At 51.3% G+C, this 26,368-nt stretch carries 21 protein-coding genes; 18 read left to right on the plus strand and 3 right to left on the minus strand.

The genetic code is table 11. The annotated features are described in order from the left end of the window. Positions 1-160 precede the first annotated feature (160 nt). Positions 161-1,246, minus strand: coding sequence for a glycosyltransferase (locus tag FMR86_RS06655; RefSeq protein WP_163350306.1), 1,086 nt, complete (start codon positions 1,244-1,246; stop codon positions 161-163). Next, complete coding sequence (locus FMR86_RS06660) at positions 1,240-2,898, minus strand: glycosyltransferase family 4 protein (protein ID WP_163350307.1); 1,659 nt, start codon at positions 2,896-2,898, stop codon at positions 1,240-1,242. The genes FMR86_RS06655 and FMR86_RS06660 overlap by 7 nt, the downstream gene beginning before the upstream one ends. 336 nt (positions 2,899-3,234) lie before the next feature. Between FMR86_RS06660 and FMR86_RS06665 the strand changes: the two genes are divergently transcribed. From FMR86_RS06665 to FMR86_RS06695, 7 genes are all read left to right on the plus strand, one after another. After that, positions 3,235-4,707 (plus strand): GGDEF domain-containing protein, encoded by a 1,473-nt coding sequence (locus tag FMR86_RS06665; protein WP_163350308.1) that lies wholly within the window; start codon positions 3,235-3,237, stop codon positions 4,705-4,707. Positions 4,708-4,894: 187 nt separating this feature from the next. Next, positions 4,895-5,152 (plus strand): hypothetical protein, encoded by a 258-nt coding sequence (locus tag FMR86_RS06670; RefSeq protein ID WP_163350309.1) that lies wholly within the window; start codon positions 4,895-4,897, stop codon positions 5,150-5,152. Beyond that, complete coding sequence (locus FMR86_RS06675; RefSeq protein ID WP_163350310.1) at positions 5,136-6,527, plus strand: class I SAM-dependent methyltransferase; 1,392 nt, start codon at positions 5,136-5,138, stop codon at positions 6,525-6,527. The genes FMR86_RS06670 and FMR86_RS06675 overlap by 17 nt, the downstream gene beginning before the upstream one ends. A 2-nt stretch (positions 6,528-6,529) precedes the next feature. Further along, on the plus strand, positions 6,530-8,035 hold the full coding sequence (locus tag FMR86_RS06680) for a hypothetical protein (protein WP_163350311.1): 1,506 nt from the start codon (positions 6,530-6,532) through the stop codon (positions 8,033-8,035). Between the two features lie 204 nt (positions 8,036-8,239). After that, positions 8,240-8,920 (plus strand): queuosine precursor transporter, encoded by a 681-nt coding sequence (locus tag FMR86_RS06685; protein WP_163350312.1) that lies wholly within the window; start codon positions 8,240-8,242, stop codon positions 8,918-8,920. Between the two features lie 44 nt (positions 8,921-8,964). Continuing rightward, positions 8,965-9,810, plus strand: coding sequence for a diaminopimelate epimerase (gene dapF, locus FMR86_RS06690; RefSeq protein WP_203544794.1), 846 nt, complete (start codon positions 8,965-8,967; stop codon positions 9,808-9,810). A gap of 372 nt (positions 9,811-10,182) precedes the next feature. Next, entirely contained in the window at positions 10,183-10,668 is a 486-nt protein-coding gene (locus FMR86_RS06695; RefSeq protein ID WP_163350313.1) for a phage regulatory CII family protein, read from the plus strand. Positions 10,669-10,784: 116 nt separating this feature from the next. On the opposite strand, the gene FMR86_RS06700 is transcribed toward FMR86_RS06695, so the two are convergent. Continuing rightward, the gene (locus FMR86_RS06700; protein ID WP_163350314.1) at positions 10,785-11,000 is read right to left on the minus strand and encodes a hypothetical protein; all 216 of its coding nucleotides are present in this window, start codon (positions 10,998-11,000) and stop codon (positions 10,785-10,787) included. A gap of 272 nt (positions 11,001-11,272) precedes the next feature. Here FMR86_RS06700 and FMR86_RS06705 point away from each other — a divergent pair, with 272 nt between their 5' ends. The 11 genes from FMR86_RS06705 to FMR86_RS06755 all read left to right on the plus strand — a co-directional run bounded on the left by FMR86_RS06705 (position 11,273) and on the right by FMR86_RS06755 (position 26,216). Continuing rightward, the gene (locus FMR86_RS06705) at positions 11,273-13,495 is read left to right on the plus strand and encodes a methyl-accepting chemotaxis protein (RefSeq protein ID WP_163350315.1); all 2,223 of its coding nucleotides are present in this window, start codon (positions 11,273-11,275) and stop codon (positions 13,493-13,495) included. A 2-nt stretch (positions 13,496-13,497) separates the two neighbouring features. Then, the gene (locus tag FMR86_RS06710; protein WP_163350316.1) at positions 13,498-13,986 is read left to right on the plus strand and encodes a chemotaxis protein CheW; all 489 of its coding nucleotides are present in this window, start codon (positions 13,498-13,500) and stop codon (positions 13,984-13,986) included. A gap of 3 nt (positions 13,987-13,989) precedes the next feature. Next, entirely contained in the window at positions 13,990-15,249 is a 1,260-nt protein-coding gene (locus FMR86_RS06715) for a CheR family methyltransferase (RefSeq protein ID WP_163350317.1), read from the plus strand. Continuing rightward, positions 15,249-15,905, plus strand: coding sequence for a chemotaxis protein CheW (locus FMR86_RS06720; RefSeq protein WP_163350318.1), 657 nt, complete (start codon positions 15,249-15,251; stop codon positions 15,903-15,905). Before FMR86_RS06715 ends, FMR86_RS06720 begins: the two co-directional genes overlap by 1 nt. A gap of 53 nt (positions 15,906-15,958) precedes the next feature. Further along, positions 15,959-18,736 (plus strand): response regulator, encoded by a 2,778-nt coding sequence (locus FMR86_RS06725; protein ID WP_203544795.1) that lies wholly within the window; start codon positions 15,959-15,961, stop codon positions 18,734-18,736. Further along, on the plus strand, positions 18,733-19,749 hold the full coding sequence (locus tag FMR86_RS06730; protein ID WP_163350320.1) for a chemotaxis response regulator protein-glutamate methylesterase: 1,017 nt from the start codon (positions 18,733-18,735) through the stop codon (positions 19,747-19,749). The genes FMR86_RS06725 and FMR86_RS06730 overlap by 4 nt, the downstream gene beginning before the upstream one ends. A gap of 4 nt (positions 19,750-19,753) precedes the next feature. Continuing rightward, the gene (locus tag FMR86_RS06735; RefSeq protein WP_163350321.1) at positions 19,754-20,941 is read left to right on the plus strand and encodes a SpoIIE family protein phosphatase; all 1,188 of its coding nucleotides are present in this window, start codon (positions 19,754-19,756) and stop codon (positions 20,939-20,941) included. Positions 20,942-20,977: 36 nt separating this feature from the next. Next, positions 20,978-22,792: a methyl-accepting chemotaxis protein gene (locus FMR86_RS06740; RefSeq protein ID WP_163350322.1), complete on the plus strand. Its 1,815-nt coding sequence runs from the start codon at positions 20,978-20,980 to the stop codon at positions 22,790-22,792. Between the two features lie 70 nt (positions 22,793-22,862). Then, positions 22,863-23,555, plus strand: coding sequence for a response regulator (locus tag FMR86_RS06745; RefSeq protein ID WP_163350323.1), 693 nt, complete (start codon positions 22,863-22,865; stop codon positions 23,553-23,555). 158 nt (positions 23,556-23,713) lie between these two features. Continuing rightward, positions 23,714-25,192, plus strand: coding sequence for a HAMP domain-containing sensor histidine kinase (locus FMR86_RS06750; protein WP_163350324.1), 1,479 nt, complete (start codon positions 23,714-23,716; stop codon positions 25,190-25,192). 181 nt (positions 25,193-25,373) lie between these two features. Then, positions 25,374-26,216, plus strand: a complete 843-nt coding sequence (locus tag FMR86_RS06755) for a DMT family transporter (protein ID WP_163350325.1) — start codon at positions 25,374-25,376, stop codon at positions 26,214-26,216. The last annotated feature ends 152 nt before the right edge of the window (positions 26,217-26,368 follow it).

A 26,368-nucleotide genomic window follows, 5' to 3' on the forward strand; every position in this document is an offset into this window, starting at 1 on the left:
GCTCCTTATAATGTTAGCCTGAAATGCTTGTTAATGAAAGATTTTTCTTATCTTCATATTGTGGTTAATAAATCAGTTCCAGTTTAAACACGGAAAAAAGTCAACCCGGAGAACGTGAAATTTTTGGAAATATATAAAAAAATAACACGAGAATGCCAAATTACACCAGATTGTAGTAAATTTTTATGTAATCCCCCAGCATTCTTTGGCAGGAAAACCGTTTCTTTCCTTTCTGGAATCCCCTGCTGCCCATCTCCCGGGCTAATCGGCTGTTTTTCAACAGCATAGATACCTTTTCGGTAAATATCTGTTTTTCATAAGGGGGAACCAGAATTCCGTTTTCCCCGTCTGAAATCTGTTCAACCACCCCGCCTACGGCGTAGCTGACCGGGGCAAGGGACTGGGCCATGGCTTCCAGCAAGATCAGCGGGTGGTTGTCGCTGAGTGTTGGATAGGCCAGTACGTCCGCTGCGCCCAGAAATTTGTTCAGTGTAGGGCTGTCCACATAGGGAATGGAGATGAAATCACCTTCCCGGCTGCTTTCTTTGCCCCCGATTGCAAAGCAGAGAGCTTCCGGCACGGCTGATTTGATTGTCTGCCAGTAGCTTTTCCATTGCGGTCCGGATTTATAGGCTGCCTCCACTCCGCCATGGGCGACAAAGAGCATGACTTTTGAGGACGGATGAATCCTCAGCTCGCGACGGAGCTGGTTTTTGTCCGCAGGCTGTTCGGGCCATTCAATGCCGTTGGGAATTATTTTGACCTTTAGTTCCGGTGCTGCCTTACGCACTATCCTGCCCAGCCATGCGGAGGGGGAAACAAGTACGGTCTGTGAATCGATGATAGCCTCTATCCGTTCCCGGCGCACATTTTCAGAATCCGGAAAGGAGCGCGGGCATTCCCGGCATTGAAGATTGAATGAGGGGCAATCCAGAGGATAGGCACAGCCTCCGCTGACCAGCTGGGTATCGTGCAGGGTAATAACTGTCTTAACGCTTGCCGGCAGTGCCCGCAGAAAGCGGACCGGATCAGCAGAGGAGTGCAGATGAACGATGCTTTTTTCCGGTACGGCCCGTGCCGCTTCTTCCGGCTGAATCAGCTTGTCTCCGGGGTTCTCCGAAGCCTCAAAGGAGTGGACTGACTTGTGGCCTGCATCAAGCAGTCCCTCATGGATCATCAGCCCGACTCTTGTGGCCCCGCCGCTTTTTCCAAGGGCGGTATGGTGTACCAGCGGACGGCTCAGCATATTTTTTCCAGAACATCGTGTTTCAAACACCAGAGGATGTGGAACTCGCAATCGCGGTCGTCCATATTTCCGGCCATGGATTTCATTTTTTCAGCAAGCTCTGCAGCATCGAGCGGTTTGCGGGCCAGAAAGGGAATCTTGCGCACAACTTCATCGTTCAGAAATCTGTCCACTCCTTTATACATGAGCGGAAATTCCCTGCCCTGATAGATGGCCTGCCCGGTGGTCCCGCAGACGAGCTTTGTCTCCGGTGCCAGTGTTTCCGTGGGGTAATGGGAGAAAGTTTCACCCAACCGGAGCTGTGTGGGATGCAGTGTTTCACGCAGCTTTCCGCTCTCTACCGGGACGTTGTTCAACTCTTCCCAGAGGCTGAGATGTTCTTCAATGACTTTGGACCAGCTGAAATTTTCCCGGACCCGGTTTGCTCCGGCCCGTCCCATGTTTGCGCGCAGTTGCGGATCATTGATCAGTTTTTCAAGGGCTCCGGCAAGTTTGGGGGTGTCCACTGCGGTCTGCTGGGCCATTAATAAATGATAGTGGTTGTCGAAGCAGAGCGGGGCCATGAGGTCCAGTTCAGGAGTTGCTTCCGGGCCGATGGTTTCGATGAGCATTCCGGTTTCATTGTTAACCACCAGATCCTTGTAGCCGTCATAATCGGAAGCAATTACCGGGAGCCCTGCGGCTCCGGCTTCAAGCACGGTCAGTCCGAAAGTTTCCTGCGGATTGTCGGAGATGGAGACAAAAATATCCGCAGCCCGGTAGAGGTCTGTTTTGCGCTCATCTGAAGGACGTCCGATAATGGAAAGCTCTACTCCCATGTTTTTTGCCAGTTGGGAGAGGGTGGCCGGAAAGTCGTCATCATCGTCCAGCCATCCGGCGAGCATGATCCGTACCCGGTCCCGGCTCAGGCCGGAACTGAAAAGGCGTTGCATGGCTCGCAGCAGGGGCAGGATGTCCATCTTGGAATAATGGGCAATACGTCCGAAAACAAGGATGTTGACCCGTTCGTCGGCTCCGTCCATACCGAGGTTGCGCTTGGCCTGCGCTTTCCGGTGTTCTTCCGGGAGACTTGATTCTTCGGGGTTTACTCCCAGCGGAATCCTTTTGATCTGCGGTGAAGGATGGGTTGTTTCGCTCAGGCAGAGTCCTTCACGCAGGTGCCGGAAATATTTTTCCACAACCAGCTTTCCGGCTGTGGAGGTGGTTACGATGCAGTCCCGTCCGGTGGTACCCGGCCATAAGTAATTAAGGAAGAAGGAAGGGTAGCTGCTGTAACTCAGAGAATGGGTGGTGGCAGTGATGGGAAATATGTTTTTGGCGTATCTGTTGCGGACTCTTGCCAGATGGGGCGGGTAGTTGATGCAGTCGGACTGGTGGAAGCAGAAATATTCCCGGCTGGCAATTTCATCAGGCAGGTCCCTGCGATCCATTATCTTCACCCGTCCCTGCTCAAGGAATGCCGGGTAGTGGCTGCTGAAAAAGGAATGCAGTCCTTTGCGCAGTCCCGCCCCGGAAAGGAAGAAATGGTATTCGTCAAAGGGATCAAGGCTGAGCAGCCCGTTCAGGAATCCCGTATTGGCCACCTTTCTACCCAGAATAGGCCCGCTTTCATGGAATGGGTCCAGAGTCCCCCATATTCTTTGAGTTTTCATACGTTATTTCAAGCCACATTTGGTCCGCTCTTGTCAAAGGATTTATTTTCCCTCCCGGTGTGTACCGGGGTGTCAGGTTTCCGGCACTCTTTTCCTGTTTAATGCTTTAAGAGTGCAGGGTGTCGTTTTACGAGAGCTGTTTCAGGATTTATAAGTCGGTTTCTGTGTGCATGCTAATTACTCGTTATGTATGTGATTATTTGTGTGTTTGTTCTATTGTGGACTGTGCATGAAGGTCTTCGTTGTAACGCTTAATATCGGCTGGCCCCTATTTTGCAAAATCACGGGTGGAAAACTGTTTCTGACAGCTAAACTTGGCAAGCAAGGAGACCAGAAATGAAAAGAGGACACAGGCCAGAACTCCTTTGGGGATTCGGTCTAAACAATGCCGAAGCCGGAAAAATCGAGGATTCTCTCGGTCCCGGATTCTTTTTGAGAAATTTTTCTGAACGCGCACTGCCCGGGGAAAAGGAACTGAGCAATCAGGAAAAACCTGCCGCCACCTGGATTCCGCAGAGAGTCTGGGATGAGCTTCCCGAAGATCGCCGTGATGCCTACCGCAACCTTGAATCCACCCAGCGTATCCTTATTCAGGATGATCAGGCCAACGCCGATCTTGAAAAGGTGCTTGAGGACGGATTCCTCGCTGTTGTCAGTTCACCGCTGACCAGTTCCAAAGTGCAGGATGCCCTGTTCAGGGCCAAGGAAATTTCCGGTCTTTACGGTGATCTTTACCGCATGACCGAAGAAATCATCCTTGAGCGCGAACTGCTTTCCCGCAAGACCGAGCAGCTGCAGTTCCTCAATACTGTGCTTTCCAACGCCACTGAGCGTCTTGAAGTGGCCGATATCCTCGGACAGGCTGCCGAGGACCTGAAGATGCTGCTCCCGGTTTATTCCGTGCAGGGTGCCTTCTGGAATGTTCTGCCCACAGGTAAGCACATTGATGCTGATATTTTTATCAATCCCGGTCAGGTGGAAAATGTCCAGACCGAATGGGTTGAGCTGATGATTGAAAACGTAGTCGCACTCAGCGGTATGGACATTTCCAGCTACAATATGGCTGAAACCATCCCTGCGGTGGAGAACAGCATGGTCTACAGCCCCGATGCCGGAAGGATTCTGGCCCTGCCGCTGGTTGCCCGCGGTGAGAAGTTCGGTTGTCTGGTCATGCTTTGCGAGCGTAATATCAGGCTGGCCAAGGATCAGGTTGCAACTCTTAATGCAGCTGTGAACCATCTTTCCCTCGCCCTGAGCAACGCCATCATGTTCGACAAGATCAAGACCCGCGCCAACCGCGACGGGCTGACCAGAGTCTACAACCGCCGCAGCTTTGATGAAAGGCTGGTTGAAGAATTCAAGCGTCACCAGCGTTTGAATACCGACCTTTCCCTGCTCATGGTCGACCTTGACCATTTCAAAGACGTGAACGACACTTACGGCCACATGGCCGGGGACATGGTGCTGGAAAAAGTGGCCCGCATGTTTGAGACGACCTTCCGTTCCACGGATTTCATCGCCCGCTACGGCGGGGAGGAGTTTGTCATCCTGCTGCCGCACACCAATGAAGAGCAGGCCCAGATGCTGGCTGAAAGGGTCCGGACCAAGATTGAATCCTGCGCCATGACCTATCAGGACACCAGCTTTAATGTCACCGCCAGTATCGGTGTTTCCGCCGTACGTCCCGGCAGTCTTGAAAAGGACACCGAAATAGTACGCAAGGCGGATGAGGCTCTCTACGATGCCAAGATGCAGGGCCGTAACCGGGTGGTTGTTTCCCCCATGAGGCCCAAGCTGCGCATCATGTAATTAATTGAAGGTTTCCTTCAGCCTATAGCTGTCAGGCTGAATCAAAGCGGTCCCGGTTGTCGGGGCCGCTTTTTTTGGGGTTCCGGGTTATGCTGTTTATCCGCTGAAGCCTTAACTCTGCTGCCTTGACAAGCTGCGTTTGACCGTACATAATCTCAAATTCGAAAAATATCGCAGCGTCCGCTTAATGAAAGGCGGCTCTGTATCAAAAAAAATGAGCGAGTCAAATATGACAGAAAAAAAGATAATTATAATGTTGCAGGTTGCTATTGTTTCCCTTTTTGTTTTGCCCGGTTCGGCATATGCTTATTTGGACCCGGGAACAGGTAGCATGATTTTTCAGGTTTTGGCTGCAGGTCTTGTCAGTGTGTTAGCCTTCTACAGCAAAATTAAAACCGGATTGAAAAATTTTTTTACCAAGAATAAAGATGAAGAAGATATTTAGTTCCTTTAGGGATCCCGCTGGATTCGTATATGAGGAAGATGGTAAAATTTATAGGAATGTTGCAAGCTCGTATAAAGAGAATTGGGATGTAGTGGCAGATTCCGGGATTTTTTCAGAACTATTTGACCTCGGTTCGGTTCCAGATTTTACAGTTAAGGATTCAACGGATTCCCAAAATTATAAATGGCTTGAAGTTCAGAAAATTCCGTTTATCAGCTATCCTTATGAATGGTGTTTTTCCCAGCTCAAAGACGCCGCCCTTCTCACTCTCGATATACAAAAACACGCTCTTCAGTATGATCTGAGTCTAAAAGATTCTTCTGCCTATAATGTTCAGTTCTTTGAAGGAAAGCCTGTTTTTATCGATCTGCTTTCTTTTGAACGTCCCGATTTTAATCTCCCCTGGGTTGCTTACAGGCAATTCTGCATGCATTTCTATGCCCCGCTGGTGATTATGGCCAAAAAGGGTTTTTGGGGTGGAGAGCTGTCAAAACTTTATATTGACGGTATCCCGCTGGAGACAGCTGTCAGCATGCTTTCGTTGAAAGATATGTTGAATTTGAATGTTTGGATGCATTTAGTTGCTCATGCAAAAATGGAGTCCAGGCATTCAGATGGCAGAGTGGCGGCAAAAAAAGTTGAAAAGTTCAAATATTCGAAGAAAAAGATACTCAACCTTGTCTGTACTTTAAGGGAGGCGGTCTCAGCACTTAAGCCGCCCGTAACCAAGACAGAGTGGGGCGACTATTACTCAGACACAAACTATTCCAGCGATGGAATGGAGCAGAAAGAGAGCATTGTTGCATCTTTTGCATCCAAAGCTGCCTCTGAAAAGAAAGGCAGCCTTAGTGCTCTGGACGTTGGAGCAAATACCGGTAAATTCAGCCGTATTCTGTCAGAATGTTTTGATTTGGTGCTTGCTACGGATATTGACCCGCTGGCTGTAGAGCGACACTATAGAGAGATTAAGCGGCTTGGTTTGAAGAAAATTTTACCGCTGGTCATCAATATCGCCAATCCTAGCTCCGGTATCGGCTGGGCTTCCTGTGAACGTGAGAGTTTCGGCGAAAGGTGCAGTGTTGATTTTATCACTGCGCTTGCAGTAATTCATCATTTGAGGATTACCGCAGGTATTCCTCTTGCGATGCAGGCGGAGTATTTTCATAGTTTATTAAATGAAAACGGCACATTGTGTGTAGAGTTTATACCGAAAGAAGATTCTCAAGTGCAGAGAATGCTTGGTGCCCGCGAAGATGTCTTTCACGATTATAATGAAGATGTGTTCATTGAGTCTTATAAGCAGTATTTTTCCATTGAAGAATCTCTTCCTGTAGAAAATTCATTAAGAAAGCTGTTTTTCATGCGCAAGGTATAGTCATGTTCAATAAGATTATTAACAGCATTTTTTTGCTGCCGATATTTGTTTTTGTATATCCAACTGCTTTTTTATATTCGCAAAATGTGAATATGCTTTCAGTGCCGGATTTTCTGGTTAATCTGGGATATATGCTCTACGCCTGCCTTATCGTTATTTTATTAATGGCGCTGGGCGCGGTTGTTTGTAAAAAGCTCTTCAGGTCTAAGCCTGTCTGGTACAATTGTTTCAGCGGGCTTGCTACGTTTGGTTTGGTGCTTTTAATGACTGCTTTCTGTTATGTCTCTTTGAGGCCTTATTTTTCCACCGCAGTCATGCTTGCCTTATCCGGTGCCGGACTGGCTTGTTTTTGCGCGATTATGGTTTTTAAATTCGGATGCAGGTGGTTGAATACTTTTGTGGGAGCGTTGTGTTTATTGGCTTTCCTTCAGATTGGTGTCTCACTTATGGGACGGGACACTGAAGGGATTAATGTCGGGCAACGCGACAGGATTGAGTTTACTAAAAAAACAGATGTCTATGTGATACTGGCTGAATCATACAATGCTTTTGATGTTCAGGAAAAATATTACGGACTGAAAGACACTAGGCTGAAAAAGTTTTTGTTGGACGATGGATTCAAGGTTGAATCAATATACTCCAGCTATGACCACACTTACGCCAGCACACTTTCCATGTTTTTGATGCAGCATCACTACAATAACCGTAGTGCAGGTCATAAAGATCTCACCTACGGAGTTAGAGGTCTTGTTAATGGCGGACGGAGTAATCCGGCCTTGAATGTGTTTAAAGACAATGGATATTTTATCGCCTTAATGGATAATGGTATTTTTACAAATAAGGGTGAATTGGTTGATTACATGCCCGAGAACAACGGGGCTTTGCCAACTCTTGTTGCTGAAGTACTTACTGTTCCGAGGAGCATTCGTTATATTTCAGGTTTTTTTGAGGCTATATACAAGCCATTCCTTTCTGATGACACAAGTGCCTCGACAGCTGAATATCTGGAAAGAGCATTTAGGAGTAACGTAGACCACAAACCGGGCATGTATTTTACCAGAGACGGTGCAGGTCATACAAAAGATTCCAAACATGTTAAGGAAAAAGACTGGATAAAAACATACCGGTCTTTAATTGCTATCGGTGATAATAATATTATCAACTATATTAAAACCATTGAAGCGCATAATCCGGACGCCATCATTGTTGTGATCGGTGACCATGGGTCATACCGGACTACTACAACTGAAAAAAGAAACCCTAATCCCGGGCCGCAGGAACTTGTTGACGACATTTTCAGGGTCTTGTTCGCTATCAGACTTCCCAAAGATACCTCTTTTCCGGAGAATTGGGATACAGTGGCGACAAACCATGTCAATTTGTTTCCCAAGATATTCACCCTGTTATCCGGTGACGAATCTATTTTGGGAAGAGCGGAAGCAAAGACCCATAGCGTAGCTATTTCAGGGAAAGTGAAGGCTATTGACGGAGTGCCGACCCAAGATTAATTGAATCTAAGTGGCCTCGGCCTACGGGGTCACTTAGATTTTTCTGAATTTTTAATAGCCTGCCCCTCAACAACAATTTTTATCGCTGCTCCGTATTCTCATCTTTTCCAATTATTCAGAATCAAAAATTAAGTTCGGTTTGTGGGATGTTTTTTCGCTTATGCGGGCAGCATGGTTTTTTGTATCCATTACAGGAGAGAAGTTATGAATGAATTGTTATGGATAGGCTTCGCGCTTATGGACCTGAGCCTTGTCCTTGTTATCTATAGATTTTTCGGCAAAACTGGTCTTTTCGGGCTGATTGTCTTCAATTTGATTCTCTGCAATATTCAGGTGCTCAAGACCATTGAGCTCTTCGGCATGACCACCACTCTCGGTAATATACTTTACGCCAGCGTTTTTCTTTCAACTGACATGCTCAGTGAATTTTACGGAAAAAAGGAAGCCAAGAAGGCTGTCTATCTGGGGTTTGTTGTCCTGCTTATGGCGGTGGTCTATATGCAGCTGGCCCTCATGTTCACTCCGGCGGCTGATGATTTCGCCCAGCCGCACCTTGAAGCGATCTTCGGTTTTCTGCCCCGTATTGCCTTGGGCAGCATGGCAGCGTATATTGTCTCGCAGCTGAATGATGTTTATATCTTCCATCTGCTCAAGGATAAGATGGGGCAGCGTCATCTCTGGTTGCGTAACAACGCATCCACCCTGCTCAGCCAGTTCCTTGATTCATCCGTGTTCTGCCTTGTGGCCCTGTGGGGGCTTTTTCCCTTTGAGGTCTGGGTCGAAATTCTTTTTACCACTTACCTGTTTAAGGTTATAGTGGCGGTAATGGATACCCCGTTCCTGTATATGGCCCGTCGGCTGCATTCAAAAGTTGTTGAGTCCTAATCCATCCTTAAATTTTTAGATCACTATATTAATGAGGCAGCCAAATGAGTAAAATGTTCGGAAAGTCAGTTCCTTTTTATAAGATGCAGGGTTGCGGCAATGATTTCGTAATTATCGATAACCGCGAACTCGGTGTTCCGGTGGAAAAGATGCCGCTCTGGGCTGAGAAGCTCTGTCAGCGCGCTTTCGGAGTTTATGCCGACGGCCTGTTCTTTATTGAGAACGGACCTGAGGGTTCCGCTCTGGATTTTGTCTGGCAGTTCTACAATTCCGACGGTTCAAGGGCTGAAATGTGCGGCAATGCTTCGCGCTGTGCCGGTCGTCTGGCCCATGCCTTGGGTATCGCCGGTGAGCAGCATGTTTTCGGTTCCGATGCCGGGCCCATCAAAGTGCAGGTTTTCCCTGCGCTGGAGGAAGTCAAAGTGCAGCTGACCCCGCCCGAAGGTCTGGTGGTCAAACAGAAGCTTGAAATCGACGGCGAAGAGTACGAATACCATTTTGCCAACACCGGTGTGCCGCACGTGGTCGTGCAGGTTGCTGACGTGGAAGATGTGGATATCAAGAAACTCGGCGCGGCCTTCCGTTACCATGAGGCTTTTGCTCCTGCAGGCACAAATGTGAACTTTGTGCAGATCGTTGATAACGACAGCCTTGTTGTGCGTACCTATGAAAGGGGCGTGGAGGATGAAACCTACGCCTGCGGAACCGGGGTCAGCGCAGTACAGCTTACCCTTCACGAGCAGGGACTGACTGACGCAGCAGTCAGCGTGCGCACCTCCGGCGGAGAAATCCTCAAAGTCATCATTGAAGATGGAAATGTCTTTTTGCAGGGCGGGGCGGAACTTACCTTTTCCGGCGAAGTCTTTATTGAGTCTCTGGGAATAGATTAAAAATATTTAATTTATATTTAAGAAAAAGGGTGTCGCTGTTCTGGGGCATTCTTTTTTTTCTTTTGGTATACTATACTTTGATGGTATAAAATTAAATATTGTTGAAATCAGTTCTTGCAAGGGAGAAGTATTCCTTGTATAGCCTTCTTTTCGCAGTGATAATGATTTGCTGGATAATGGTTTTTCTTGTTTTGCAATAAAGTTTATTCTTTTGCAATAAAAAGCAGTGGGTCTTACAAGCTTCGAATTTGTTAATAGGCTGTAAATAAAGCATTAAATGTATGTCTGTTATTGCATAATAAACTGGCATGAAAATAGCTTCTTATTAAGATTAGTAATAATCACAAAATAATGACCAAGGGAGAGATAAAAATGGCTAACAACGAACTTACTAAGCTCTTGCAGGATGTTGTACTTAAAAATGACAAGCCTGCACGTGATGTGGCAACCGAAATCAACAAACCCTACCCCACCCTTCTTCGCGAGATCAATCCCGAAGACAAAGGTGCAAAAGTGGGTGTTGAAGAACTGATCCCCATCATGCGGGCAACCGGCAGCATCCGTCCTCTGACCAGACTGGCAAACATCATGGGTTACGTGCTTGTGCCCATGGACATCAACCCCGAAGATCCCGATGAAGCCAACTACATGGCTCTCGATCTGATGGACGGTTTCGGTCGTTACTCCAAGGCCCTGAAAAGTGCCCTGCAGGCCGATCCTTCCGAAGAACTGGTTGATACTGTAGAGCAGGAAGGCTTTGAAGCAATCACCGCTATTCTTACCATGGTTCATTACCTGCGCAAGAGAGCTGAAGAAGAAAAAGCCAAGAATGCCCCCCGTCTCGCTCAGGTATCCTAATTAAAGCTAATAATTACAGATGGTGCTGTATAAGCCATCTGACTAAAAATCCCCGGAAGCATCAGCTTGCGGGGATTTTTTTATTCAGAGCACAGCGGGTGTCTGAAATAAAAGATTTAGCAGTCGTGGACGTCCTTGTTGATGTAAAAGCAGAGGTCGAAAAGATTGTTGACCATCTGGTCCACAAGGTGGTCCTGTTCCGGACAGGGAGCCTGTGTGTTTACAGTCTTGTTGATTATCTTTGCAAACAAAACCGAAACAAGCTCGTCATCCTTGTTGCTCCAGTACTTTGTTGCTGACGCAGCTTTATTATCAAATCCGTGATAATACATACACTCCTCCGTGAGTGGGCATCGGCCGGGCAGAAATTTGTCCGTCGGTTCATACTTTTGCTATCGGCAGGGGAGACCATTCACTTTACAGAGAATGGATATATTTTTTGTAAATGGTTCAAAATGCCTGCGGTCATTGATTTAATCATATAAAATAAATACAAGGGAGGAGTAGGGTGTCAGAACACCTGTTCCCTGATATGATGAAATCAACCTAATCTGTAATAAATGGTGCGCCCGTCTGCCCGGACGGAAGCACCGGGATGTATCTGATGCGTTTTTCCCTCAGAAGAAAGATAATCGCCATTGCCTGCGGAGCTGCAATCATCCCCATTGTGGCCATGTTTATCATCACCGACATACTTGAGGACCGTTTGCAGGTCTGTATGAAAGGTGAAGTCAACTCGCTTATTGAGTCCCATGTTTCCCAGCTGACGGCGGATTTGTATGAAGAGTGCCGTACTGCCGACCAGTTGCTGGCTGCGGAAACCGATCGGGCAGCCATGGCCCTGCAGGCTTTGATGGATGATGACGACCGGGTCAAGGTTTTGAAACGGGTATCAGACTGGCCGGTCAACAATCTGCGTTCCGCTGAAAAGGGAGAGGTGACCGCTCCCGTGCTGGTCATCGGCGGACGGGAGCTCACTTATGCCAAGCGCAAAGGCAAGCCGTTGCCCATGCTGGTGGAGGCGACAAAAATTTCCGGGGCTTACTGCACCATTTTCCAAAGACTCAATCCTGAAGGTGATATGCTGGTGGTGGATACCACCGCGTCTTCCGGGAAAAAGAACTGGAAGCTGGGGGATATTTTTTATTCCCTCGGTAATGACGGTAAAGTGGAGTCGGCCATTGACGACGTTCTTTCCGGGAGCACTGCGAAAAAATATGAAAGTCAGGACTATGGAAGCCGCTACACAATCTATGTTCCCCTGCGCGATCAGGACGGTTACGTGACCGGAATGATCGGGGTCTACATGGATGATGAGATCATTGAGGTCCTGCGCAAATCCATGCTCAAGACCTCCATCGGTAAAACCGGATATATCTGGGTCATCGGCAGCAGAGGTGAGAGCAGGGGCCGCTATATTGTTTCGAATTCAGCAAAGAATGACGGAGCCCTTGTGGACTCCGTGGGCGGCAAAAAGGGATTTGTGGAGGAAATAATTACTCAGGCTGTTGAGTCCGGGGAAGGCAAGCTTAACAGTAAGAGCTATATCTGGCGGACCGGTGCTGACGAAGAGGGGCGGGACAAGCTTTCCGTATATACATATTTTAAACCCTGGGGCTGGGTGATCGGTTCCGGTGTTTTTCTGGATGAATATCAGGGTATTTCCGACCGTTTGACCGGGGTGCTGGATTATCTGGTGCAGTGGCTGATTATAACCGGACTGGTGCTGCTGGTGGTAACCACCGCAGTAGCCTTTTACGCCAGCGGGCTCATTTCAACTCCGGTCAGTCATATGGTGGACCTGGTCAAGGTGATCGCTTCAGGAGATCTGCATAAGGCGCGGGAAACCATAGCCATAGTTGACGAGTCTTGTCCCAATGCCCGCAAAGCCATCAAGCATGCCGATAACCCGGATGTGCTTGATGAGACCGGACAGCTTTATCTTGCGGTCAAGGGCATGGTCGAAGCTTTGTTTTCGCTTATCGGTCAGGTGCAGCGTTCCGGTATTCAGGTGACCACATCTTCCACCGAGATTGCCGCTTCGGCCCGCCAGCTGGAAGTGACCGTTAACCAGCAGGCCACAGCCACCACCCAGATCAGTGCCACCAGTGCTGAAATTTCCGCCAATTCCGGAGAACTTGCCGGGGCCATGCATCACGTCAACGATGCCGCATCAAATATGGACAACCTTGCTTCCGAAGGGCAGGACGGGTTGAAGACCATGATCAGGATCATGGATGATTTGAGTACGGCAACAACTACCATCACCGGAAAGCTGGACGAGATCAATGACCGGGCCAATGCAATTGAAGGCATCGTCAATACCATTACCAAGGTTGCGGACCGCACCAACCTGCTTTCCCTGAACGCGGCCATTGAAGCGGAAAAGGCCGGAAAGTTCGGGCAGGGATTTTCCGTGGTCGCTGCAGAGATCAGGCGTCTGGCGGACCAGACTTCCGTGGCTGCCCTCGAAATTGAGGATATGATCGGCAACATGCGCAGTTCCGTTGATTCCGGCGTGGATGAGATGGAAAGATTCGCTTCAGATGTCCGCTTCGGCGCGGACAAGGCTGGCAAGCTGGGCAAGAAGCTGGAAGGCATCATGACCGGGGTCCGCGAGCTCAATCCCAGAATCGAACAGGTCAATGACGGCATGAGTGCGCAGGCCGAAGGGGCCGGGCAGATCAGCGAGGCCATGGCCCAGCTTTCGGATACCGCTTCAGATACTTCAGATGCCCTGTCGGAATTCAACCGGGCCACATCGCAGCTTAATGAGGCCGTGCAGGGTCTGCGCAGCGAAGTTTCACGCTTCAAGGTGAGTGAATAGCCATGCTCGTGCTGACCTTCAGGATAGGTGAATATATTTACGGGCTGGAGGCCCGCGCAGTGGCCGAGGTGGTGCCCCCTGCGGTGTGCAAGGAGCTGCCCCGTTCACCGGATTATGTGAAAGGATTGTTCAATTACCGGGGCAAGGTCACCCCGGTGGTGGATCTGTCCATGCTGGCCATGGATTCCCCCTGTGTTTCACGTATGTCCACCCGGATCATCATCATTGATCTTGCCGACCTTGATACCGGGGAGGAGCGTGATGAACAGTATCTCGGTTTGCTGGCAGAAAATATTACCGAGACCTTGAAGGTCGCGGATTCGGATTTTGAGGATTCCGGGCTTGAAATTCCCGATGCGCCGTGGCTGGGCCGGGTGGCCCGGGTTAACGGGAGCATGCTGCAGCTGGTCAAACCGCACAAGCTGCTGACCGAGGAATTGCGCCGGGTGCTTTTCCCCAAAGAAGATACGCATGACGGGGATCAGGAGTAACTGATGAATCTTGATCCGTTCCATAAAATTCTCAACCGGGCCATGGGGCTGGCCCCTGATTCGCTGGCCCGCTCCGGCGTCAAGCTGGCCCTGAAAGCACGCATGCGCGAAACCGGGTGCGATGAAAAGCAGTATCTGGCCCTGCTGCGTTCCGGCGACAATGAACTGTCTGAGCTGGTTGAGGAAATAGTGGTTCCGGAAACATGGTTCTTCAGGGACAGCAAACCTTTTGAGCTGCTTTTTGAAACCGCTGCGGGCAAGAAAAATAACGAATTTCGGGTGCTCAGTGCGCCCTGTTCCACCGGGGAGGAGCCTTATTCCATAGCCATGACCCTTATGGGGGCCGGGTTGAAGGAATTCCGGGTGGATGGCGTGGATATCAGCGAACGGGCTTTGCTCAAGGCAAGAAGCGGGATTTATACGGAAAACTCCTTTCGTACGGAAATTCCTTTCTATGCCGAAAGATGGTTCAGCAAGTGCGCGCAGGGCCGCAGGTTGGCACAGGATGTCCTGGATGTGGTCCGTTTCCATGCCGGGAATATTCTTGAAGGTTGTCTGCCCCATGGCAGGTATGATGTGATTTTTTGCCGGAATCTGCTCATCTATCTGGATGACGGTTCGCGAAAATGTCTGGCCGAACTGCTGAATGAAAAACTGAAGGACGATGGACTGCTTTTTGTGGGCCATGCCGAGATTCTGCCTATTTTCAATGACTGGTTTACCCCGGTCAGGAAGCAGGGAACATTCGCCCTGCGCAAAGGTAAACGCAAAGTGGCCGCCCTGCTCAAGCCTCCGGTCTGCACCAGGCATGAGAGCTCCGGTGATGACGTTCAAAAACCGCAACACGCGGCGCATAGACCGTTTAAGGCCGTCTCTCCGCTTAAGCCTGTGGTTCTGCCGCGCAAAGAGCATAAAGTTCCGAGGGAGAATGAAGAGAAGCGGTCTTCCGGGCTTTCAGTGCATGAAATCAAGAAACTGGCTGACCGGGGGAAGACTGTTGAGGCTCTGGACATGTGTGAAAGAGTGCTGCGCGAGAGCGGGCCGGACTCGGAATTGTTTCATCTTTGCGGTCTGCTGCATGAGTCTGCGGGAAATATTTCAATGGCTGAGGAATGTTATGGCAAGGCCCTGTATCTTGAGCCGGATCATATGGAGTCGCTGGTCCATCTGGCTTTGCTGCTGGAGAACAGGGGAGATTCGCGCAAGGCGGAAATCATGCGCAACAGGGCCCGCCGGGCTGAAAAACGAAATGAGGCCGGATAATGCTTGAATCCTGCTGGAATACAATAGGTTACGCCGGGGACAGATCATGTCCGGAACTTGAACGCTGGTCCCATTGCTACCATTGCCCGAACTTTACCAGTGCCGGGCTGTCCCTGCTGGACCGGGAGCCGCCTGAAGGATATCTGGACGAAAATACCGAAGCCGTGGCCATTGCCAAGGAAGAGGAACAGATTGAGACTTCCGGGGCGGTTGTGTTCAGAATTTCAAGGGAATGGCTGGCCCTTTCCTCACATGTATTTGTCTCTGTGCTGGAAAAACGGACCGTGCGTCCGGTGCCGCACCGCAACAGCAGGATGTTCCGGGGGTTGACCAGCCTGCAGGGGCAGATCATTCCGGTGGTTTCCGTGCGCGAACTGCTGGGGCTGGAGGCTGAATATCTCACTGAGGAAGAAAAGGGGTTCCGGGTGTACAGCAGGTTCATCTGTGTGGATCGCGGTTTCGGACGCTGGATTTTCGGGGTGGATGAAGTGCTCGGTGTGCACCATTATGCAGCGGATGCGCTTATGGATGCTCCGGCAACAGTGGCCAAGGCCCCGGCAGCATACACCCGCGGCCTGTTCGAGATTGACGAAAAACGAATTTCACTGCTGGAAGACGAGCTTCTTTTCGAGGCTTTCAACCGCATCATCAAGTAAGGCGGAGTTTATGGGTAACAGCCGGACAGGGAGAAGATAAGGTGACGCGAGATATGGCGGATCTTTCCATGCTGGAACTCTTTCGCATGGAGGCGGGCAACCATACCCGGGTGCTGGAAGAAGGCATCCCCGGGCTGGCTGCTGACGTCTCTGCGGAAAAATTGCAGCCTCTCATGCATGCGGCCAATGCCCTGAAAGGATCGGGTAAGATCGTAGGGCTGGCTGAAGCGGTTGATCTTGCTGAGGGTATTGAAGCCGTGCTGGATAAATGTTCCGGTTCAGGCGATCTGCTGGCGCAGCAGGGTATTGATGCTTTGCTGGCGGGAGCGCGTTTCCTGCACGGTCTTGCGGAAGTGGAAGCCGAGGAAATGGACGGCTGGCTGGAAGAACGGACAGACGAGTTCAAATCCCTGTTGAAGAGCATTGAATCAGCTGAAACCAAAGAAATTTCAACACCCGAACCCGCACAAGCGGCCCGGCCCAAAGAAGATATCCCCCTTGCCGATCTTTCCATGCTTGATCTTTTCCGCATGGAAGCCGAGAGCCATTCGCAATCCCTGAACCACGGGCTGCTGGAACTGGAGAAAGACCAGTCCCCGGACAAGGTGGAGCCGCTCATGCGTGCGGCCCATTCCATGAAAGGCGCGGCTCGTATTGTGGGGCTGGTTGATGCCGTGGCCCTTGCCCATGCCATGGAAGATCTGCTGGTGGACTGCCAGAACGGCAAGGTGGTTCTCGATTCTTCCCAGATAGATATGCTGCTGGCGGCCACTGATATTTACCGCGATGTTTCGCAGCTTGAAACTGACGCCATTCAGGAATTCTTAAGCGAACGCAAGCCGCTCATGGACCAGATGGAAAAGGCTTTGCGCGGTGACGAAACAGCTGCCGCTGCGGTCTGCGCCGATGTCTGCCCGGACGGTGTTCCGGCTTCGGCTCTGGAAGTTGCGGCTGAACCTGTAACTGAATCAGAAGCTGTCCCTGAAGCTGGCCCAACCGCTGAACCGGATAAATCCGTGCAGGCTTCTCCCGCTCCGGCCCCAAAACCCCCTGCGCCCAAGGAAAGCCCCGCCCCGACTCAGGGAGTACGGGCCCCTCAGGATTCAGTAGTCCGTGTTTCCGCCGGAAATCTGAACAGGCTCATGGCCCTTGCCGGGGAAAGCCTTGTGGAATCGGGCAGGCTGGGAGAATTTGCATCTTCCTTGTTGCGCCTTAAATCCGGGCACCGGGATATAATGAAGATTCTGGAACAGTCCTGCGAACGGGTTGATCACGGTGAAGCAGCTGAAGATGTTGTGGCTGAGCTTAAGGCGGCTCTGATGGAAAATCAGGTCCATCTGGTCAAGCACATCAATGAATTCGATCTTTACCGCAGGCGCAATGATAATGTTTCCGGCAGGCTTTACCATGAGGTTATCGCCAGCCGCATGCGTCCCTTTTCCGACGGCGGGCGCGGTTTTCCCCGTCTGGTCCGCGATCTGGCCCGTTCACTGGGCAAGGAAGTGGACTTCATCATTGAAGGTGAGACCACCTCGGTGGACCGCGATATTCTGGACAAGCTGGAAGCCCCTCTCAACCATCTGATCAGGAATTCCGTGGATCACGGCATAGAGATGCCGGATGAGCGCGTTGCTACCGGAAAACCTTCCAAAGGCACCATCAAGGTCATTGCCGGGCACCGGGCCGGAATGCTCTTTATTGAAGTGCGTGATGACGGACAGGGATTGGACCCGGAACGGATCAGGGCCAAGGTCGTGGAACGCAAGTTGGCCCCGGCACGTATGGCTGAAGAAATGAGTCGTGCGGAGCTTATGGAATTTCTTTTCCTGCCCGGTTTTTCCACTGCCGGAAAGGTCACCGAAATTTCCGGGCGCGGGGTGGGGCTGGATGTGGTCCACGCCATGGTTCAGGAAGTGGGCGGCACAGTGCGTGCCGAATCCGAACCCGGACAGGGCATGTCCTTTTCCATGCAGCTGCCGCTGACCCTTTCGGTTATCCGTACCCTGCTGGTCAAGATTGCCGATCAGCCTTATGCCATACCTTTAAGCCGCATCAGCCGCATTGCCTCTATTTTTCCTGAACAATTGCAACTGGCTGAGGACCGCCAGTATGTTTCTTTGGACGGTGCCAATGTGGGGCTGGTACCCGCAGCCCAGATTCTGGGTGTGACTTCCCCGCCGACGGAAAATGACGGTCTCAAGGTTGTGGTTATCAGCGACCGCATGAACAGGTACGGGCTGGTGGTGGATGATTTTCTGGGTGAGCAGGATCTTGTGGTCCGCCCGTTGGATCACCGGCTGGGCAAGGTTCCGGACGTGAACTCCGTAGCCATGATGCCGGACGGTTCCCCGGTGCTCATCCTTGATGCCGAGGACCTTGTGCGTTCCATTGACAACCTCCTTTCCGGGGGCAGGCTGGGCAAGGTCGGTATGGAGTCTGCGGAGAGCGGTCCGGCGCAGAAGATTCTGGTGGTTGACGATTCACTTACCGTACGCGAAGTGGAACGCAAGCTGCTTGCCAACCATGGCTATGATGTTGATACGGCCGTGGACGGTCAGGACGGGCTGAATGCGGTTATTTCAGGTGAATATGATCTTGTGGTTACCGACGTGGACATGCCGCGCATGAACGGTCTGGAACTGACCCGCAGGATCAAGGATGACCCGGACCTGAAATCCATCCCGGTGATGATGGTTTCATACAAAGACCGCAAGGAGGACAAGCTCCGGGGTCTTGAAGCGGGTGCTGATTATTACCTGACCAAGAGCAGTTTTCATGATGAAACCCTGCTTTCTGCGGTTGAAGACCTCATAGGCGGTGCCGGAAAATGAGAATAGGAATTGTAAATGATCTGGCTGCTGCGGTTGATGTGCTGAAAAGGTCGCTTGCCGCAGGCGGGCATGAGGTGGCCTGGATCGCCCATAACGGGGAAAAGGCCATTGATAAGTGCTCTGCCGATGTGCCTGATCTGGTGCTTATGGATCTGGTCATGCCTGTGCTGGACGGAGCCGGAGCCACAGAGGGCATAATGAAAAAATGCCCCTGCCCGATCCTCATTGTCACTGCCAGCATTGAAGCCAATTCGACCAAGGTTTTCGAGGCCATGGGGGCCGGGGCACTGGATGTGGTCACCACGCCCACTGCCGGACCGGATGGAGACATCATCGGGGTACGTGAACTGCTCGCGAAAATTTCAGTAATCGGTAAATTGCAGGGGCGCGGCAAGGTGCGCGAACCTGTTAAAATCGTGCCGAAAGCACGGATGGTGCCTCCGCTGCTGGCTATCGGCAGTTCCACCGGAGGCCCTTCGGCTCTGGCCGAACTGCTGGGCGGGCTTCCGGTTGATTTCCCGGCTGCCATTGCCATTGCCCAGCATGTGGACGGGCATTTTTCAGAAAATCTGGCCCAGTGGCTGGACAGTCAGGTTGAAATCAAAGTCAAGCTGGCCCGCAGCGGAGAACTGGTGCAGCCCGGACAGGCTCTCATAGCCCCCGGTGACCGGCACATGCGCATGGGGCCGGGCGGCATGGTGGAGTTGACCCTCGGGCCGGGTGAGAATCTTTACGTGCCTTCAGTGGATGTGCTTTTCGACAGTCTCTGCTGTGCCGGATTCCCTTCCAATTCTGCGGCAGTGCTGCTGACCGGAATGGGCGCGGACGGTGCCCGGGGCATGCTTGATTTAAGGAATTCCGGCTGGTTTACCGTGGCTCAGGACAAGGAATCCAGCGTGGTCTGGGGCATGCCCGGCGCGGCGGTAAAAATGAATGCTGCCCGTGATGTCTGCTCTATTTCCGATATGGCCGGGCTGCTGATAAGGCATTTTAAAAAACGTTTCAGGAGTTAGGAAGATGACCGAAGCCAAAGAACAATTGCTCACCGAACATAAGATCAATGTTCTGCTGATAGATGACCAGCCCATGGTGGGCGAGGCCGTGCGGCGTATGCTGGAAGGCGAAGAGGACATTGATTTCCATTTTGTGAGCGACCCGACCAAGGCCATCCCTACTGCTGAGGAATTGCAGCCCACGGTAATCCTGCAGGACCTTGTCATGCCCGATATCGACGGCATGACCATGGTCAAATTCATGCGCGTCAATTCCAAACTCAAGGATATTCCCCTGATCGTTCTTTCCACCAAGGAAGAAGCCACCACCAAGGCTGAAGCCTTTGCCAACGGGGCCAATGATTATCTGGTCAAGCTTCCCGACCGTATCGAACTGCTGGCCCGTATCCGCTACCACTCCAAGGGTTACATCAACCTGTTGCAGAGAAACGAAGCCTACGAGCAGCTGCGTGAAAGCCGGGATGAAATGCGTAAGGAGCTGGCTGTCGCCGCCGACTACGTTACTTCGCTTTTGCCTGATCCGGTTAAGGAAGGGGATATTCAGGCCGACTGGCGGTTCATTCCTTCGGCCTCGCTGGGCGGGGACTCTTTCGGTTATCACTGGCTGGATGACGACCATTTTGCCATGTACCTGCTGGATGTCTGCGATCACGGGGTCGGATCGGCCCTGCTTTCGGTTTCAGCCATGAACGTGCTCCGCTCCCAGACCCTGCCGGATACGGATTTCCTCAAGCCGGATGAAGTGCTGGTAGCCCTGAACGATTCTTTCCAGATGGACCAGCAGAACAACCTCTATTTCACCATGTGGTACGGGGTTTACCGCAAATCCGACCGCACCCTGACCTTTTCCAGCGGCGGCCATCCTCCGGCTCTGCTGCTTTCCGGCGGCGAAGTGCAGCAGTTGCGCACTCCGGGAATGATTGTGGGCGGCATGCCGGATATGACTTACACAAGTGACTCCGTTACCGTGAATCCGGGAGCACGTTTCTTTCTCTACAGCGACGGGGTATACGAGCTTAAAAAGGTTTCCGACGGCAAGATGTGGGAGTTCGATGAGTTTTCCGGGTTCATGGAGAGCACTGATGGAGAACTTGGAAAACCCATTGACCAGCTCATAACCCATACCCGTCAGTTACAGGGGGCCGAGCTCTATGAAGATGATTTTTCCATGGTGGAGTTTGTTTTTGCCTAAGGTTCTGCCATTAATCGGGAATAAAGAGGACTGAGAATGAGTATCCGTAAACAGTTCATAACCGGGTGTGTGGTTTTCTGTATAGCCTTGACCGTGGCCATTATGTGGCTGGTTTCAGATTATGCCCGCGAAACCCTCATGGACCAGTATCGGTCCAAGGCCGAAATCATGCTCCACACCATGAAGGCGGTGCGCAAGCATACCGGAGCGGTGATCCGGCCCAAAGCTACGGAAATACTGCCGGAAAATATGTTTGTCACCGAGTTGCAGTCCACTTCATTTACGGCAAACGGTGTTTTCAGCCGTATTCCCGACCAGTACAGGCATGACCTGACTTTTAAGACCGCTTCCACCAAGCCTCGCAACGTTAATAATCTGGCCAGCAATGATGAAGCCCGGATTATTGAAGAACTGGACGCTTTGGCCCGTAAAGGGAAAAAGCCTTTTATCGGAGAAATCCGTGATATCAACGGCATTGAATCCTTCATTGTTGCCGAGGGTGAGGTCAACAAGCCTTCCTGCATGGTCTGTCACGGTGATCCCAAAGATGCTCCGCCGTCCATGAAAAGCAGGTATCCGGTCAAGGATGACATGGGCTACTTCCGAAAACCCGGACGCATTGAATGCGCTATGATTTCGGCCATTCCGCTGGCGGCCATGGATGCTGCCGCCAATCAGGCCATCGGTGCGGTTGTGTTCATGGGATTTATTTTTATTGTGGTCACCCTCGGCTTCCTGCTCTTCGGCCTCAACCTTATTTTCCGTCCGGTTTCCCAGATTACCGGCATCGCCAAGCATGTTGCCGCCGGTGATCTGAACAGCGGAACAGTCTCCATCCGCAAGATGAAAAACCAGGCCGAAGGCAAATTCTTTGCCGGGCGTATTATCCGTCCGGGCAATGAAATCGGTAATCTGGTCACTTCCTTTGAAACCATGATTTCCGGTCTTTCCGAACTCATCGGCGAGGTCCGTACCTCCGGCGACAACGTCTCAGTGGCCGGGAATAAGATCCGCTCCACAGCGGAACATATTGACGCTGCCGTTAACAGGCAGGCCGCCTCCACCAACGAAGTAACCGCCACCAGCAGGCTGATCAGCAAGACCTCCAAGGATCTGGCGGAGGTGATGGAAGATGTGTCCGAGTCCGCCAGTGAATCAGCGCACATGGCCGAAACCCTGCAGAATAATATTGAACGGCGCGAAAAGTCGTTGATCAAACTGGTGGATTCCACGGACAGTGTTTCTTCCCGTCTGGCTGCCATCAATGAAAAAGCCAGCAGGATCAACCATATTGTGACCACCATAGCCCGCATAGCGGACCAGACCAACCTGCTTTCGCTCAATGCGGCCATTGAGGCGGAAAAGGCCGGACAGTTCGGACAGGGTTTCTCCGTAGTCGCTCGTGAAATGCGCAGGCTGGCCGACCAGACGGTCATCGCCGCAGAAGATATCGAACTCATGGTCCGTGACATGCAGACTGCGGTCAGCTCCGGGGTCATGGAAATGGAAGCCTTTAATCAGGAAGTGCGCTCCAGTGTGGACGAAGTGGAACAGATGAGTTCTGATCTTGGGCTTATCGTCGATCAGGTCCGGGTGCTCAAGCCCCGCTTTATCGATGTTTCCCGTTCCATGGGCGATCAGGCCGACAGTGCCGAACAGATCAGTGATGCCATGGGCGATCTTAGTGATACCGCAGCCGGGACCACGGAATATCTTGAAGAATTCAACAGAACTGTGGCGAGTTTGAACTATACCGTACAGAGCCTGACCGGGGCTGTGGACGGATTTCAGTCTGTGGAAGATGATTTCTTCATTTCCAAGGAAGAAAAGGAACCGGAATCGGACAATTAACAGAGTTGTAACGATGCTGTCTTAATCAGTTCCAATGTTACAGGTAAGGTCCGTGCAAAAGGAGAACATTGTGTCAGTTGAGAAAATACTGGTCGTAGAAGACCATAATGATACTATTGAGTTGCTGAAGTACAACCTGAGCTCTTCCGGTTACGAGGTTGTGACCGCCATGGACGGCCACAAAGCCCTTGATCAGGCCAGAAACGAACATCCCGATCTGGTGCTGCTGGATCTCATGCTGCCCGGCATTGACGGGCTTGAAGTCTGCCGCAGGCTGAAACAGGAGGTAGCCACCCAGCATATCCCGGTGATCATGCTTACCGCCAAAGGCGAGGAAGTGGACCGGGTTGTGGGTCTTGAACTGGGCGTTGACGACTACATCGTCAAACCGTTCAGCCCCCGTGAGCTGGTACTCAGGGTCAAAGCAGTACTGCGCCGCAGTACTGAAGTGCCTGAGCCGCGCCGTCCCGGTAAATGGAACCGTGAAGGTCTTTCCGTTGATTTTGAAGCCCACACCGTGGAATGCGACGGCGATCTCGTGGCTCTGACCGCCACCGAGTTCAAGCTTTTTTCCGAATTGCTGCAGCACGAAGGCAAAGTCCGCACCCGTGACCATCTGCTCGATACTGTCTGGGACACCCACTTTGAAGGCTACTCCAGAACTGTGGATACCCATATCCGCAGACTGCGCCAGAAGCTCGGTCCCTACGCTGATTATATCGAGACTGTGCGCGGCGTGGGCTACCGCTTCAAGCATTCGTAAATCCGACCCTATTTTTTAAGTGAAACAAAGTCGTACCCGTTTTAACGGGGGGCTTTGTTGCGTCCTTAAAGCAATCCTTACCTGATCGTCACCTTCGGGGGCCGGTTTTGTGCTAAGTTCACAGTGATTTTTATAAACCACTGAACTGATTATTAATTATGAGTAGAGAATTAAAGTTTTCAATCAAGAGTAAGCTCTTCATCGCAGTCTGTGTCATCGCGGCTATCTGCGTCAGTCTGCCGTTGGCTTTTGCATATCATTTGCTCAAGGCGGATCTGGTTGCGGGGTCACTTCACGGTCCTGAAGAATCAATGGATATGATTCTCAAGGTGTTTTTCTGGGCACTTCCTATAGCAATTCTGGTCTGCTACGGGGTTATCCGTTTTGTAACCATGCAGCTTAGCAATTCGGTGGAATCCATGGTCCGTACCGCCGAGGCGGTTGGACAGGGGAATTATAAGCGTCGGATCAGGACCATGCCGGATAAGGAATTCATCCCCCTTGCCAATTCCATTAACTGGATGGCGGAGCGCATTGACGAACACGTCAGCATTATCACCGGGCAGAAGAACAAGATTCAGGCCGTGCTCAACGGTATGTGGGACGGGGTTATGGTGCTGGACAACAACTGCCGTATCCAGAGCGTGAACCGGGCCTTGAAAGATATTTTTCCCGGTATCCAGAATGGTGCGGGCCGCACTCCCCTTGAAATTATTTCCAGCCCGGACCTCTACGACGGTTGTATGGAAGTGATCTCTCCGGAAGGACCGGAAGCCGCAACTGTACAGATTGTACTGGCCAACGGCCGGGTTTACGATGTGAATATCGTCCGGTCCCCGCATACTTCCGAGCCGGGGCAGGGGCCGGGAGCCATTGCTGTTTTTCACGACATCAGTGAAATCAAGCGTCTTGAGACCGTGCGTCAGGATTTTGTTGCCAATGTCTCCCACGAGCTGCGTACCCCGCTGACTTCAGTCAAAGGATATGCCGAGACTTTGCTTTCCGATCCTCCTCCGCCGGAATCCATTCAAAAGAATTTTTTGGGTACCATTGAAAAGAATGCCAACCACATGTGCAAGATCGTTGACGATCTGCTCAATCTTTCACGTCTTGAAAGCGGTCATGAGAAGGTGGAGCTTCTGCCCATTGATCCCTCAGATGCGTTGCGTGAAGCCTGGGAAGCATGTTCCGGGCTTGCGGAGAAAAGAAAGGTTGATCTCAAGCGCAGCTTTGAAAAAGGCGATTTTACGGTCAAGGCCGATTCCGGGCAGCTCATGCAGTTGTTCAGGAATCTGCTGGAAAACGGCATCAAGTACGGGCCGGAAGAAAATCCTATCTATGTTGAGCACCATATCGAAGACGACCGTTTGCAGCTTTCAGTAATAGACGAGGGACCGGGTATCCCTGCTGCGGACCAGTCGCGCATATTCGAGCGTTTTTATTCTGTGGAAAAATTCCGTCGCAACGAGTTCGGCTCCACCGGGCTGGGCCTCGCCATTTCCCGGCACATAGTCTCCAATCACGGAGGAGAAATCTCCGTGCAATGTCCGCCTGAAGGCCGCAGACAGGGTACAGCTTTTGTTTTTACCCTGCCTCTTCTGCAAGCTGGTGCGAAGAGTTTGCCTCCGGCGGCTTAAACCCTTTTGCAAAAGGGTTTAAGAATCCCAAAACCTTTTATTTCGGCTTCGCCGGGATAATAAGATATATGTTTTTACGGCTGTCTCATCACAAGGCAGCCGTTTTTAATTGCGACATTATATTGATGACAATGCTTGTGTATAAAGAGTAGATTTTGTTCAAACTTAGCGGAGGTCCGGTTTGAACGAAAAATCAAAGGCGATACTGTTGATGGCCGCCACGGCCCTGATCTGGAGTTCCGGCGGGCTGGCTATCAAGCTGGTGGAATGGAATCCCATGGCCATCACCGGGGTTCGCAGTGCTCTGGCGGCAATGACGCTGGTGTTTTTGTTCAGAGGACGTTTGAAGTTCGGATTTTCTCTCGTACAACTGGGTGCTGCCGCAGGCTATGCCGGACTGCTGATCACCAACGTTGCCGCCACCAAGCTGACTACCTCCGCCAATGCCATTCTGCTGGCCTATACCGCCCCGGTCTACGTAGCTCTGCTGGCCCCATGGTTTCTCAAGGAGAAAACCAGCCGCAGCGACTGGATTTTTATCGCCGTCACTGTAGGCGGCATGGTTCTTTTCTTTCTTGATAAGCTTTCCCCCAGCGGACTCTGGGGCAATATCATCGCCGTAGTCACCGGGATGTCCTACGCCGTTTTTACTTTATGCATGAGAGCGCAGAAGTCAGCCTCCCCGGTGGAATCCGTCATCATGGGGCATGCTTTAACCGCCTTTTGCGGGCTGCCCTTCATGTTCAGCACCATGCCCTCAGCCGAAAGCTGGGTGGGCTTGATCTATCTCGGAATTTTTCAGCAGGGCATATCCCTTGCCCTTTACACATGGGCCATCAAACGTCTCGGCGCGCTGGAAGCAATCCTGATCATGACCCTTGAGCCGATCTTCAACCCCATTCTGGTCGCAGTGGGCTACGGCGAAATCCCCGGCAAATGGGCCATCATCGGCGGGTTGGTGGTCATTGGGTCGGTTACGGTGCGGGGTGTGTTGCCAATACTAAAAAAAAATCCCGGAAGCTGATGCTTCCGGGATTTCAGATTGCTGACTAACCCCGCTTTTCTCGGAAAGCGGGGTTTTATTATGCTTTCTTCCGTTCGATTTAATTTGAAAAGCTCAAGTTTGTGCGACCAAAGTCAGATTTGGGATCAGAAGGGAAAATTGTGTTTATTTTG

Origin of the sequence: Desulfovibrio sp. JC010, from assembly GCF_010470675.1 — a bacterium.
GTDB lineage: Bacteria > Desulfobacterota > Desulfovibrionia > Desulfovibrionales > Desulfovibrionaceae > Maridesulfovibrio.